6 protein-coding genes and 2 tRNA genes are annotated in these 14,851 nt (G+C 45.5%); all 8 read left to right on the top strand.

The genetic code is table 11. The features are described from left to right. Positions 1-602: 602 nt before the first annotated feature. The 8 genes from ACTJLE_RS05565 to ACTJLE_RS05530 all read left to right on the top strand — a co-directional run bounded on the left by ACTJLE_RS05565 (position 603) and on the right by ACTJLE_RS05530 (position 14,697). Complete coding sequence (locus ACTJLE_RS05565) at positions 603-3,560, top strand: hypothetical protein (protein WP_481267793.1); 2,958 nt, start codon at positions 603-605, stop codon at positions 3,558-3,560. After that, positions 3,557-5,299: a SpaH/EbpB family LPXTG-anchored major pilin gene (locus ACTJLE_RS05560; protein WP_481267792.1), complete on the top strand. Its 1,743-nt coding sequence runs from the start codon at positions 3,557-3,559 to the stop codon at positions 5,297-5,299. Before ACTJLE_RS05565 ends, ACTJLE_RS05560 begins: the two co-directional genes overlap by 4 nt. A 94-nt stretch (positions 5,300-5,393) precedes the next feature. Beyond that, positions 5,394-6,488 (top strand): class C sortase, encoded by a 1,095-nt coding sequence (locus ACTJLE_RS05555; RefSeq protein WP_481267791.1) that lies wholly within the window; start codon positions 5,394-5,396, stop codon positions 6,486-6,488. Between the two features lie 174 nt (positions 6,489-6,662). Next, positions 6,663-12,248: a S8 family serine peptidase gene (locus ACTJLE_RS05550; RefSeq protein WP_481267790.1), complete on the top strand. Its 5,586-nt coding sequence runs from the start codon at positions 6,663-6,665 to the stop codon at positions 12,246-12,248. Positions 12,249-12,650: 402 nt separating this feature from the next. Further along, a tRNA-Lys gene (locus ACTJLE_RS05545) sits at positions 12,651-12,724 on the top strand. A gap of 112 nt (positions 12,725-12,836) precedes the next feature. After that, positions 12,837-14,183: an exodeoxyribonuclease VII large subunit gene (gene xseA / locus ACTJLE_RS05540; RefSeq protein WP_481267812.1), complete on the top strand. Its 1,347-nt coding sequence runs from the start codon at positions 12,837-12,839 to the stop codon at positions 14,181-14,183. A 62-nt stretch (positions 14,184-14,245) separates the two neighbouring features. Further along, the gene (locus tag ACTJLE_RS05535; RefSeq protein WP_481267789.1) at positions 14,246-14,575 is read left to right on the top strand and encodes an exodeoxyribonuclease VII small subunit; all 330 of its coding nucleotides are present in this window, start codon (positions 14,246-14,248) and stop codon (positions 14,573-14,575) included. A gap of 49 nt (positions 14,576-14,624) precedes the next feature. Next, a tRNA-Arg gene (locus ACTJLE_RS05530) sits at positions 14,625-14,697 on the top strand. Positions 14,698-14,851: the final 154 nt, after the last annotated feature.

The following is a 14,851-nucleotide window of genomic DNA, read 5'->3' as shown; positions in this document are numbered from 1 at the left end:
GTAAGTTACGCGAACGATCTGCCTGAGCACTGCGATTTAGCGCGCGATGCGACCTTCGCGCAGATTGCGTACTGCACCAGTGCCTCTGGTTGGCGATTATGGGACTTTCGTGCAGTATGCTTACTGCGCGCGTGTCTCATTTTGCCTGTTATTCGACCTTCGTGCAGTACGGTTACTGCGTTAGGGCCTGATAATCTGCGTTATGGGACTTTCGTGCAGCGCGACGACCTGCCGAAGCGCTTAAAGCGTAGCACGCGAAGGCAACTCGGAGCGGAAACTCGCTTAAGTTGGAAGTCCAGTGGACTTCCAACGCGAGTTTCGTAAGCGAGCGCTTATAACGCGAGCGCCATCTGCGCTAGTAACGAAAAACGGCATTGAGTGTTGTTTTCTCAGTTGGTTGTCTTAGTTTTTAACGGTGTTTTGCTCATCGCATTTACTACTTCTATTTCGCGATTAGGCTTGCAAAATGCCTTGGGGGGGGGGTATAGTTGCAAGAACTGCGGCTGCAATTAAGAGAGGTTTTGCAGTGTTGTGTGGTTTTTGATTTTGTAATGATGACTACACAAATTTTGAGAGTTTGAATTTAACGAAGGTGATTAGAGATGTTTCCGCAACGTAGTCGTAACAATCTTTCTAAGATTATGCGCGTAATTTGCGGTTTCACGTCCTGCGTTCTAACTCTCGCAGCTCTCGCGATTGTGCCTATTGCTCCGTCGAGCGCTTCAACCGAAGGAACAGCTAAGACTGCTGAGAATTCTGAGATTAAAGGTGATCAAAAGCTTAAGAATCAAGAGCTTAAGAATCAAGACGAGCATAAGGCTGATAAAAAAGCTGAGCAGAAACCTGATCAGCAGTCTGGGCAGCAACCCGGTAGTCAAGCTGATAAAAAAGCTGAGAAGCAACCTGAGCAGCAACAGCCTGAGAAAAAGACTTCTGTAGCGACTAATACAGATCCTAAAAACGAAGCTTCCAATAAAGATAAAAAAGCTAATCAAGATAAAAAAGCTGATCAAAACGGTAAATCTGATCAAAACAGTAAAGATAAAAAAGCTGCTGAAGACGCGACTGGTTCGAACGAAGACAGAAGCTCTGCCAACAATAACAAAAACAGCGCGCAATACTATAATCCGGAGTATCAAAATACCCCGAGTATTGTTGCTGGAAATCTTTCTACAAGTGCAAACAATAAGTCGGGCGCGCCTAGGAGTAAGCCAATCCGCGGCAAGAAGAACATCAAGCGTGGGCTTCTTCCTGCTGGCACGAAGTTTGAAATTAAGACAGATGTAAAAGGTAAAGACGACGCTTCTAAATGGGCTGTTTTTGAAGGCGAACAGTGCGATAATTCTAAAGAATGCACAACAACAAAAGCCATTCCGAATAGTGGCAGTGCTTTAAAATATGGCGTTATAACGTTCCGTCCAAATAGGTGGACTAAAGAAGGTAGTTACAAAGTGCAAGTAGTTGTGCACTATCCTGATGGCACTACTTCCGATGCTACTGATGCTGGAAATAGTAAAGAGGGCAAGTCTTCGCCTGTTTATGCATATGTTAATGTTACGAGATTTAGTCCACAGGCTGGCGATTTGAAGCTTTCAATAAGTAGCAAAGACAAAGAAGATTTGAAATATGGACAGTCCGATAACTCAGATTTACTGTTAATGGCTGGTAAAAAGATTGAAAAAACCACTTTTGATTCTTCTGTGCATCTTGGCGTAGGCAATATTAATCAGCGCATGATTTGCTACGAAAAGGATTCTGATGGCAAGACTGTTGCTGGAAGCTACAAGCTTGGCGGAATTAACGGACTTACGTTAGATGAAAAAGACGTAAAAGTTTGGAAGCACGCGAGTTACGATCAGCAAAAGAAGTGCTTTGATGATCCTGCTAATGGCTGCAAGATGGATGATTTGCTTTATGACGATTACGTTTACGACAATTATGTTAAAACGCACACCGATTTTGAGCCTAAGCAAGTAAACGAGTATACAGTTGGCAAACTTACTGGCACTGTAGAAAAAACTGGTAATTTTGTGTGCAAAGTTTATGCTTTAAGAAATTCTGTTAAAGATGACGGCGCGCAAGACAAGCAAGATGATGCTTTAGTAAAGAAGTTTGATCAAATAGCTAAAAATAAGTCTAACAACATTGATGAAATTGATTCTGCGCTAAAGTCAGAAGATTTGTTTAAGTCAAATAAAGGCATTGCTTGGGAAGCTAAGACTTTGAACATTACTGTCCGCAAAATGTCTTACTACTATCAGCTTAATTATGGTGACGGAATTAATACTCTTCCAGGCCAAGATGCAACTTCTATTGTGCCTGTTAATAAGTGCGGCGTAGGCGGCGATAATTGCAATAGTAAGCTAGCTCGCACGCATGATCTTCCTGATGGAACTTGGTTTGAAATAAAGCAGTGTGATGGTGATTCTGAGCATCAATGTCCTTATTCGGCTTATTTTAAGGGCAATCAAAGCAACGCTGGCAAAGATTCTTCTCCAGGCTCTGGCAAAGAGTACGGCAAGATTACTGTAAAAATGAGTACTTGGAATAAAACAGGGGATTACTATGTGCCAGTGGTTGCGCATTATCCTGATGGCTCTTCTTCAGAAGATAAGGATTCCAGTAACGAAGGTAAGCCTATCTATTTGAAAGTTTCAGTTAATAATTCTGTGACTATTGGCAAAGGTGATTTAAATTTACGTGTTACGGCCAAGAAAGCTTCTGCTGGCGGTGTTGCTGGTTCAGAAGGTGATGATTATGGAGATGTAGATCCAGACCAAGGTATCTTCTTGATGCGTGGTGTTGGTTCTATGAATACTTATCTTGATGCGTGGTCATTGCGTGATGTAGATAAGAAAATTTCGCTGAGAGTTTTGTGCACTAAGCTGAATAAAGATGGAAATGTTGATAATGATGCAACCTGGTCTAGTACTGTTAATGGCTTGAGCACTCCTACTGAGAACCAAATTCATAAATGGGATCATATTAAAACTGTTACTGAGCTTAAAAATTGCGAGAAGACTCCAGCTTCGTGTGATGCTTCGCGTACCTTATTTAGGCGAGATGTTGAAGCTAGTGATTGGGATGTGTATAACCCGTTCTATGCCGTCGAACGCACGGATTCGATTATTGGCGGTGCGCCTACAGAAACAGGCGACTATCAGTGCGCTGTTTATGCGTTGAAGCCGAAGGCGCTTGCTGCTTATACAAATAAAGTGGGTAGCGTAACTTCCGTACAAAACGGCGATACTCTTCTTGACGGCGCCGGCCTCGAAGAAGACAAGGATTGGACGATGACTTCCTTCCCAATCCACGTTGTTGAGCCTTTTAAACTTCCAAAAACGGGATTCGCAGGCTGGAACATGCTGCTCGGCGGTTTCGCAACTGTTTCAACATGCTTAATGGTTCTTGCGTTTGCTCTCGACCAAACACAGTGTGGGCGCGCATTTATGAAAAATTTTGTGTACCAAAATTCTGCTCAAAAGGTCAGTGAAATAGCTGTTCAAAAGGGCAATGAAGTATCTGCTCGCAAGGGCACTGAAATAAAGGAGAAGAAATGAATAATTTCACAAAACGATGCGTCGCCGCATTCGCCTCGCTCGCAATGGCTGGGACGCTGTGCGCTGCGGGCGCTGTGACAGTGTCCGGCGTTGCGTGGGCTAGTACTGGTAAGTTTGTTCCTCAAGCGCATAAAAATGATAATACCGGTGATAATCCATCCCAACCTGTGGAGTCAGGAAAAGCGCCATGGGAGCTTGGTACCGAAGCTTCAACAAAGACTGGTTCCATCACCATTTACAAGTGGGAAGATGAGGTTGCGAACGGCAAGCAGAAGAAGTCGAAGCCTGTTGAAGGTGCTGGGTTCACTGTAAAAAAGGTGACGCAAATCGACAACGCAGATATCGATTTAACCAAGTATGCTGACTGGGTTAAGGTCGCCAATAAAATTAATGATTTTAATAAAGGCACTACTACTGGAATAACCGCTGAAGCTGTTACTGGTTCTCCAAAAAATACTAATGATAAGGGCGTTGCAAAGTTCGAAAGTCTTGGAATCGGCCTGTATCAAGTTCAAGAAACAACAGTTCCAAATGGCTTCTCCGCTGCAGAATCCAAGCCATTCTATATGACAATCCCAAGGATTGAAAAAGATAAGGATGGCAACGTAGTCTACAACTATGCTCCATACGCGGATCCAAAGAACAAGGATTTGAAGAAGATCGTTAAGAAGGAAGCTAATACTGAGGGCGCAATTGGTGCTGGAGATGAGGTTAAGTACACAATCACCTCCGAGCTTACCAAGATGAAGCATAGCGCTACTGACACTGATCTTACGGCTGCAGATTTTACCGGCTATTCTGTAATTGATCTCGCTCCTGCCAACTACTTCACATATCCTACTGATATTTCCAGCGTGGTTAAGAAAGTAAGCTTAGGTGTTGGTGAAAAGCCTGATAGTACTAAAGATACGACGCTTACTGCTAATACTGACTACACAGTTGCTAAAGATCCAAATCAAATTGCTGCTACAAGCACTGATGTTGCTCGCGATAAGATTACTATCTCCTTCACTACAGCAGGTATGAATAAGCTTGTTGCGGCTGCGAACGACAACGCTGGCAAGGTTGTAAAGGTATTCGTTGACTTAGCATTCACTCTTTCTGATTCGGCGAAGATTAAAGGCAACACTGTTGAAAACAAGGGTGCGTTTATTTCTTCAAGCGACAGCTCTCCGATTGTTGGTGTTAAAACTGCAAAGGTTGAGTTCGTTAAGTTCTCAATCAAGAAGGTTTCTGCAAAAGACACCACAAAGACGCTTCCTGGTGCAAAGTTCAAGATGTTTGATACTGAAGATGCTGCTAAAACATGCTCTAAGGCTATTACCGATGGAAAGACTGGAGAAGAATTAACTACCGCCTGCAAAGCTGCTCATTCTAGCTTCGGTGAGAAGGAAACTGCAAAAGAAACAGACTCAACTAAAGGCACTGAAAAAGGTGTAACCCCGTCTTACTCAGTCATAAAAGATAAGACATTCTACATTCTAGAGACTGTAGCTCCAAAAGGTTACATCCGTAATCCTGATCCTGTTGCAGTAACTGATATTAAAACTGACACAGAATTGCCATTCCAAGATGTTCCAGACGATAGCGATCACGCTTGGTTCAACCTTCTTCCAAAGACCGGTGCTGCTGGCGTGATTCTCTTCGCGCTCGCTGGCGTGTGCTTCGTTGGCGCCGGCTTCGTGGTGTACATTCACCGTCGCAAGAAGGAAGAGGAGCAGGCTAAGCTCCGCGCTTAAGTTAATCCCTTTCTTTAAGCATTAACGAAAATGGGGAGTCGGGCGCGCGTTAACTAACGCTTTCCCGGCTCCCTGTTTATTTATTGGAGGAATCATGAAGTTGGCTGATTTTGCAGAGTCTGCTCGCGCGCTATTTAAGCGGCTTACTCGTATTCGCGCTAATAAGTCCTCCAAAAGTGCGCAGTATTCCGCAAGCTCGCAAACTGCGGAAACTGCGCAATCTCCACAAAATCAATCTCCGCAAGATCAATCTCCACAGTCCTCGCAAGAGCAATCTTCCCCAAAACAAATGTCCCCACTTCGCAAGCTGGCTGAGCCTGTTGTGCTTGTTCTTATTGGCATTTTGTGTTTTAGCTATCCTGTGGTTTCTACTTTGGTCAACAATCATGCTGCCAAGGAACTCTCAATCGAGTACGACAAATTAAATAAGTACGAGCCTAAAGAAACTCGCGCGCAAATTTTGCGAAAAGCGCGGCTGTACAACGCTCGCCACAAGGCGATTATTAGCGCGGATCCGTATAACGGTGGCAGCGACTACATGAATACTCCCGAATATAAAGAGTACGAAAAAGTGCTTAGTGAGCCGATGGGGATTATGGGCATCGTGAAAATACCGAAAATTGGCGTTAGGCTGCCGATTTACCACGGAACTACTCAGGATACTCTCTCAATGGGAGCTGGGCATTTGTACGGCACGGATTTGCCGGTGGGTGGCAAAAGCAGGCACACGGTTGTGACGGCGCATACTGGTATGCCGGATGCCACGATGTTCGACGATTTAAACACGCTGAAAAAAGGCGACTACTTCTATTTTGATGTGCAAGGCAAGACTCTTCGTTACAAAGTGTTTCGCATAAATGTGGTGGAGCCGAACGATATTCGCTTGCTGCGGCGCGAGAAGGGGCGCGACTTGGCGACACTGCTTACTTGCACGCCGTACGGAATCAACACGCACAGGCTGCTCGTGACGGGGTACCGCGTGCTGCCAGATCCTGTGAAGCCGCCGGAGGATCATATGCAGTGGCCGTTGTGGATGACGCTGTTTGTGGCATCTATGGTGATGTCTGCGATGCTGCTAGCTATGATGCTTGCGATTACGTTTGGTAAGAAGCGCGGTGCGAGGGCTTTGCGCGGACGGCATTTGCTGGCGGTTTCGCGCGATGTGATGCGCAAGTTACGTCGTGGGTGATGCGCAAGTTGCGCTACGACTTGCTTTCGTCGCGCGTGTACTAGTCAATTTTATGGTATAGTTGACGCAGTTAATTTCGGTTATCTGTACTTTAACTAGACAGTTTTGACTTGGGCGCCGCAATTACTCTGGAACCACACGTTTTTGTGATGCCCATTGTTAGGGGGTAATTTTATGGGGTGCAATCGTTTGCTGAGTTGGATCCGTTCTTCAGTCAGTTCCGCCATCTCGCGCGTCAGCTCATCCGTACGTTCGCTTAGTTTGCGCACTTCGCTTAGCTTCTTTACTCGTTTAGCGGCGTTAATAGTTGCTTTCGCAACGTTAATTATGCCTATTTCCTTGGCGAATGCTGCTAACGAAAGTGCAAATAATAGTGCGGCACTTAATAATTCGCGTAATTCTGCACAATCTGCAAATTATGACGCAGAAGCTAATAAGCCAGTAACTGTTATTGTTACTTTAAAAAAGCAGCCACGTAAGCCGTCTAAGCAAGCGGAAAATAGTAATAAATCTACTCAAAACCAGCTTATTAAAGATTGGGCTGGAAAGTATAGTATGAGTGTTCGTCGTCAGTTTGGCTATTTGATGAATGCTTTTGAGGCCACTCTTCCTGAAAGTAAAATTGACGATCTTCGAGATGAGCCGGAAGTTGCGTCTGTTGAAAAAGAGCGTTTGTACTATCCTCTTAATGATTTAAAGTCTATTCACGAAATTCAGGGCGTAACGCAGGCCTTTAAGTCTAGTCATAAGAATCTTGACGGCCGCGGAATGGTAATTTCCATTATTGACAGCGGTATTGATATTCACCATAAAGACATGCGCATTGACGATGATGCCAAAGCTTCGGAAAAATTAAAGCCTATTGACGGTTTTAACGAAAAAGTTCCTGCCGGCTTTAATTATGCCGACGAAAATTACGACGTAAAAGACGTAAGTCCAATTCAGCATGGCATGCATGTTGCCGGAATTGCGGCAGCCCACGGTTGCAATAGTGACGGTACTTGCGAGATGGGTCGAATTGACGGCGCAGCTCCTAACGCGCAGTTGCTCGCAATGAAAGTCTTTTCTAATAAGCCTGATCCTGGTCCTGCTCGTGACGCGGATATTGTGGCCGCAATTGAGGATTCTGTAAAACTTCATGCGGATGTTATTAATCTTTCGCTTGGTTCAAGCAATGGTTTTGGAGGCAATTCTAACGCTACGTCGTATGCGCTTCGTAAGGCTTTGGAAGCTGGGGTGCTGCCAATTGTTTCTGCTGGAAACTTTGGTTCAAACTTCTCTTGGAATAAGGATGATACTAACGATTTCGGCAAGTTAGATGATGCTACTTTAGGAATGCCTGCATCTTATCCGTCTGCTTTTACTGTAGGTTCTGTGGAGAATTCTTCTACAATGCAAACTGAAGGATATTACTTTGATAAGAGCGGAAATAAGAATTTGTTCCCGTACTCTTGCGTGCGTAGAGGTCCAAACGGTGAGGCGGAAAATGTGCAGCATGAGATTGTGAATGCCGGCTTGGGCAGGGTAAGTGATTTTAACAATCGCAACGTTTCTGGAAAATATGTGCTAATTGAGCGCGGCGAAATTACGTATAAAAAGAAGTTTGAGAATGCTAAGAACGCTGGTGCTTCAGGCGTGGTGATATATAACCAAGCCAATAATCCGGATTTGTTCCTTGGAATTGAAGGTGCTGAAGGTTTTGATTTCTTCATTGCGTCTATTCGTCGAGAAGACGGCTTGAAGATAATTGATGCGATTAACGCAGGTGCAAATAGCGCAAGTGCAAATAGCGTAAAGGTTTCTTTTGGAAACGATATTACTCCAATCAACAATCCGAATGCTCTTCGTCCTTCTATTTTTAGTTCTTGGGGCCCAACTCCAGAGCTTGATTTTAAGCCGCAAATAACTGGCGTTGGTGGCAATGTGTGGTCTACTCAAAACGATAACGGCTACATAACAATGTCTGGAACGTCAATGGCAGCTCCAAGCATTGCTGGATTTGTTGCTTTAATGCTTGAAAATTATAAGTCGAGTAATTCTGGTGCAAATAAGCCTGAATTAGTTGTTCGTGCAAGGCAAGCTTTAATGAATACCGCAACAATTCTCACTCACGATGGCAGCTCAAGCGATACTGGAATTCCGTATGCTCCGCGTCAAATTGGTGCCGGATTAGCTCAACTCGATAAAGCAATTGCAACTAATGTTATTGCAACTGTAAAAGACAGCAAAGATGGTAAGAAGAAAGCTTATGTTGCTCTTCGCGAACTAAAAAGTGGTTCGCACAACTTTACTGTTGAATTGCACAATTACGGTTCAAAAACTGTAGAATTTGATGTTCCTAAGCAAGTTGTAGTGAATGAAAATATTAAAGCTGGAAAGAAGATTACAACATTTATAAACTCTAGTGAATCTCTTAATTCAAGCGATTCTAGCGTAAGTATTAATGCTGGCGAAACCAAGCAAGTTACATTCACACTACAGCCGCAATATGGCACAAATCACTATATTGAAGGCTGGGCTACATTTAAGTCTAAGACTAGTGGTCAGCCTGATTTGGCTGTGCCGTACTTAGGTTTTGTGGGAGACTGGAATGCTGAGCCGATTCTTCTTAAGCCAGGCGAAGTATATAGCAACAGTGACGCTCGAATTACCACATCCTTAATTTCCAAATCTGGTTTTAGCACTGTAAAAATTGGAGATGGTAACGATGGTACAGTTGCGTTTTCTCCTAATAAAATGCGCACGATTAAGCCATCTTTGGCTCTGTTGCGTAACGCTCAATTAATTAAGTATTCTGTTCTGGACGAATCGAAGAATCTTCTTGAAGAAGTAGGCGAGGATCATTACGTTTCTAGGCCTACGATGCATGATTTAAAAGTATCTAGGAGTCGTTCCGCATTCGTTGGGTATGGTGCTTTTGACGGAACTATTTATAACAAAAAAGCAAAGAATGCTAGCGAAAAACGTAAGAAACTTCCAAATGGCAAGTATTTTTACCGTATAAAGGCATGCATTACAAAAGATATGTGCCAAACAACGGATATTCCATTTAAAATCGAGAATACTACGAGTAGTTCTGGCGGTGGTCTTGACGATATTATAGGCGGCTCTGGCGGCGATTTTGGAGGCATTATTGGAGGCCTCTCTTCTAATTCTGATGCACCAAAAATTAGTGTTATGAGTGCGGATAGAAATGGAAGTGTTGCTGTTGGCACGAATGGCATTGTGAAGCTTAAGGGTAAGGTTTCTTCTAAAGATGATTCTTCAAGCAAACTTACGCTTTCTGTAATGTATAGCAAGTATGTGAAGAATGCGAAAGGCGCTTTTGAGATTAAGTCTGTAGAAGAAAAAGTTAAGTTAAATAATGGATTATTTGATACTAAAGTAGAGCCGGCTGCTAACAATTCTACGATTACGTTAGTTGCAAGCAATGGTCGAAATAATACTACTAAAACTGTTGCTTTTGACAATGGTTCTGGTGCTGTAGCATCTGCCGGTACTTCTAAGCCTGCCGGAGCTAAGCCTGCCGGTGCTAAGCCAAACGCAAGTGGCAGTAGCTCTAACGACGACAATTATGAGACTACTTTTGACGAATATTCCTTCTATCTTGACAATGTGATGTCTTATGGCAAATACAATTGGCGCGTAAAAGATGTGAAGGACGGTAAGTTTACTGTTTCGGGCGAAGTAGATACTGACGCGACTGAAGTTATGTTTACGCAAGCTAATCGCGTGAACGATTCTGGAACCGGATACACTAATCCTGCACCAATTGTTGCTAAAGTAGTAAAAAAGCAGATGCTTATTGGCAGTGAAAAAAAGTTTACTGCGCAAATCCCAATTCATACCGGCGTAAACGATTTTAGGCTTGTTATTAAAAATGGTAATAAAACATTGCTTGACACTCCTGCAGTGTTCTATTTTGATAACCAACCTCCAGCTGTAACTTTCACTTCGCCAACAAAACTTTATGACGGAAGGCTTTTCACAAAAGAAAGTACAGTAAAATTTAGCGGAAGTATAAGTGACGATTTTGCTGGCTATACGCTTAGAATCAACAATCTTATTGCTGCCGATAATTCTACTGAAGATTCAAAGGGTGAAGTTACGAATAAGCAGCAGTTTGATAGGGATCTTTCTGTTGAAGATGGCGATTTTGTGCTTATCACTGCTTCTGGGCGAGGAAATTACGTTAAGAATGCGTTGAGTGCGCGATTCCCTGTGGTTGTTGATACTACGGTTCCTAATGTGGAACTTGGTGTGAAAGACAACGATAATATTGATGGGAAAAATGGCATTGTTGTAAAGGCGAAGGATGCAAATCTTAAGTCTTTGAAAGTGAAGCTTGACGGTGAAGAAATTGGCGCTGAAGAGCACAAGTTGAACGAAACAACAGTGCAGTCAACCTTAACAACTCAAGACCCGTATTCGCTTAATTTTGCAAAGCTTGGATTGGATGCTCCTTTGCAAGTGACTGTGCCAGCTAGCAAGCTAACAGTGGGAAAGCATACGATTTCTGTTGAAGCAGTAGATTACGCAGGGAACGTGGCAACTGAGAATACTTCTGCGAAATTTACTGTTAAAGCTGCGGAGGAAAAGCCGGTGGCGCCTAAGCCGGTGACGCCGAAGCCGGTGGATCCGGTGGTGCCGAAGCCGGTTACGCCGAATCCGGTGGTGCCGAAGCCGGTGGATCCTGTGGTGCCGAAGCCGGTGACGCCTCAGCCTGTGACGCCTAAGCCGGTTACGCCTAAGCCTGTGACGCCGACTACTCCAAATGAGCCGTCTAAGCCGGGCGCTTCTGGTAATACAGAATCTGGTGGTGACTCTAAGCCTTCCACGATTCCAGATGCGGATTCTGTGCCTCCAGCCAGTAGCGCGCCTACTGTTGAGGCTCCTAAATCTTCTGCAAAACTAAAGGCTTCTTTAAAGAGCAATCTCGTGGTAGGAAAGTACGAAAATAACATTGCTCGCTCGGGCGCGTTAAATCCTATGAAATTGACGTTTGCTGCGAAGGGTGTGTCTACAAAATCTCCTACGAATTTGTTTATAAAGACGCTCAAAAAGAAGCGCGTTGCGTACGCTTATGCTTATATCTATTCTTCGCCTGTGCAATTGCATGGAATGGATGGCAATAAAGAAACGAACTACGTAAAAGTCACCTTAGATAATAATGGCGTTCCTAGCTTTGATGCCAAGATTCCTGATGGTTATTCAGGAAAGCATTCGATTCTTTTGGTTGATGCTGAAGGAAATCAGATTGCGTGGACTGACGTGTGGGTTATTCCTGCGGACGCTACGGCATTTGATGAAGCTGCTGCTGAAGATAACTTGACTTATGAGAAGATTCATGGTGATTCTGGTGCTGCTGCTGGTGCAGGTGCTGGTGCTTCAGAAAGCTCTGAGTCTTCCGAAGCTGCGTCTGCTGGAAATAATTCCAATGGGAATAATTCCGATGGAATTGGAACCGGCTATGCGTTGCTGAATGATTTCGTTTACACTGACGGCGTGCATAACAATAAGTTAAACAAGAGGGGAGTTGAAAAAGCGAATAATGATGCTGCTTCTGCTTCTTCTGCTTCTGGCTCGTCTGCTGCTGACTACAAGGTTAAGCGCGATCGTGCGAAAGCTTTAACTTCTGAGCTTGCTGTCACTGGCAGTGGCGTTATTGCTGCAGTTGCGACTTTCGCAGCGCTTATAACTGGCGGAATGATGACGTTTACGGTTCGTCGCCGCCATCATGTGCGCGCAAATAGGCGATAGCAGTCGCTGTCGCATTGAGCTTGCTTGAAGCGCGCTGTGCTGCGCTCAAGCAAGTTGTAGCTACAAACGCTGGAAATTCTCCCCATGTTTGGAGCGCCACACAGCCTCAAACCCTCCAAATGTGAGAAACTTTCCTCGCGTTTGGAGCGCCACACAACCCCAAACCCTCCAAATGTGAGAGACTTTCCTCGCTTTTGGAGCGTCTAACCCTCCGTAACCCTCCAAATGTGAGAAATTCTCCCCACGTTTGGAGTTTCCAAAACGCAAGCGCTACCGCATTGAGCTTGCTTGAAGCGCGAAATGCAGCTTCAAGCAAGGGCAATGCGACACGCCGGCTTGCGTCCAATCAAATTCTGAGTATAGTAGTTACTCGGTTCGCGGAAACGAGCCGAGATAACCAACGCCCCTTTAGCTCAGTTGGTTAGAGCAGCTGACTCTTAATCAGCGTGTCCAGGGTTCGAATCCCTGAGGGGGCACAGACAAAACCCAAGCTTCGCGCTTGGGTTTTTTCGTATCCAATCACCACACGCAACGAAGCCATCGTTTGTCCCTCTTAGCAGTCAATCTTGAATTATGACCTCGTCGAATATGATGCCACAATTATTCCAGGATGATGTTTCGCAAAATCCGCAGCAAAATCCGCAACAGCCGCAACAAAATCTATCGCAGCCGCGTCCGCTTCCTCTAAAAGCCGCCGACACAACCGTCGAAAACCCGTGGCCTGTTGCAATCTTAAGCCAAAAGTTCCACGGTGCCGTAGAACGCTGGCCAGCAGCGTGGATCGAGGGTCAAATCGTCGAAATCAACATGCGCCGCGCATCTTCCGGCTACATCACCCTTCGCGACAGCAACGAAGAAGTGTCGATTTCCGTAATGGGCTTCAGCAATTTCGTGCAGCAAGCGCGCGAACTTCGCCAGGGCGACCGCGTAGTCGTTCACGGCAAGGCGGATATTTGGGTAAAAGCCACGCGTTTAAGCTTCGTTGCGGACGAAATCCGCCGCGTCGGTGCCGGTGACTTAAAAGCGCAAATTGACGAGTTGCGTAAAAAGCTTAAAGGCGAAGGCCTATTTGACGCGGAAAATAAGATTCCGCTGCCGGAGTTTCCTAAGTGCATCGGCCTCGTATGTGCTCCTCAAGCGCGCGCTGAGGGCGATGTTATTACGAACGTGAATTTGCGCTGGCCTGTTACGCGCTTCAAGGTTGTTCACGCGCACGTGCAGGGCGTGCAATGCCCGGCGGACGTTATTGCCGCAATTAAGCAGCTCGACGCGGATCCGGAGGTTGATGTTATTATCGTTGCTCGCGGCGGCGGCAGCTTTGAGGATCTGATTGGTTTTTCGGACGAGGGTGTGGTTCGCGCTACGGCCGCGTGCGTAACGCCGATTGTGTCTGCAATCGGCCACGAGGACGATTGGACGCTTATCGATTTGGCTGCAGACATGCGCGCGTCTACTCCTACGGATGCTGCAAAGCGCGTGGTCCCGGACGTTCGCGAGCAGTGGCAGCTTATTGATAACGCGCTGCAAACTATGCGCATGCGAATTTCTGCGCGCGTTGACAATGAGATTCGCCTCGTTGAAGGTTACGCGAACCGCCCGAGCCTTACGCGCCCGAGCACTATGCTTGAGCCGCACGAGCGATTGGTTGAGCAGGCTGTTGAGCGAATGCGTCACGGTTTGGTGCGACTTCTTGACGACGCGAGCTTAACAGTCGAAAAGGCGCATGCTAGCTTGACTGCGCTAAGTCCGCAATCGACTTTGAATCGCGGATACGCCGTAGTGCAGCTCAGCGGTGGGCGAGTGCTTGACGACGCGGCATGCGCGAAAGTCGGCGACGATATGACAGTTACGCTTAAAAGCGGTGTGGTTCTTGGCAAGGTGACTGGCGCAAAAGTAGTTGCAGTAAAGTCAGCTGCCGGAAAGTCAGCTAAGTAAATTTTTATATATTTTAGATTTTTAGATATTTTAAATATTTTAGATACAACGAAAGGTTAGATATGAGCGAGAAAGCAACGAAGAAAGCAGAAGAAGTAGCGGAAAATGCAGAAAGCACAGAATTTGCGAGCACGCTTACGAAAGAAGAGCGCGATGCAATTAATGCAATGTCGTACGAAGAGGCTCGCGAAAAGCTTGTTCAGGCGGTTCAGGCGCTGGAAGCTGGAGGTTTAACGCTGGATCAGTCAATGCGTCAGTGGGAGATTGGTGAGGCGCTGGCAAAGCGCGCGCAGGGCTTGCTTGCCACGGTTCGCGCCAAGTTGGACGCTGCTCAAGCGGAGCAGTCGGCGACGGCAGCTACAGCCGGCACGCAGTCTAATCTTGAATCTTGAGCATTCTATAGCGTGTAAACCACGCCATGGTGTACAATTGCCATTTGTTGCCTCGGTAGCTCAGTGGATAGAGCACCACTCTCCTAAAGTGGGTGTCGTCAGTTCGATTCTGATCCGGGGCACTTTTTATTACTTATTTGCTTTGTTCAATATAAACTATGAAATTATTCGCGAGTCGCGAAATCCTTCCCAATGTTAGGGGATAGTGTTAGATTATTTCTAACTTAAGCGATGATCCGTTATCGGCGGGGAGTTTTCGGAAGAACGGCGAGGATT

This window comes from Gardnerella sp. CCPDSM (assembly GCF_056754715.1).
Note: the sequence above shows the minus strand (reverse complement) of the source record. Positions and strands in the feature narration are given on the sequence as shown.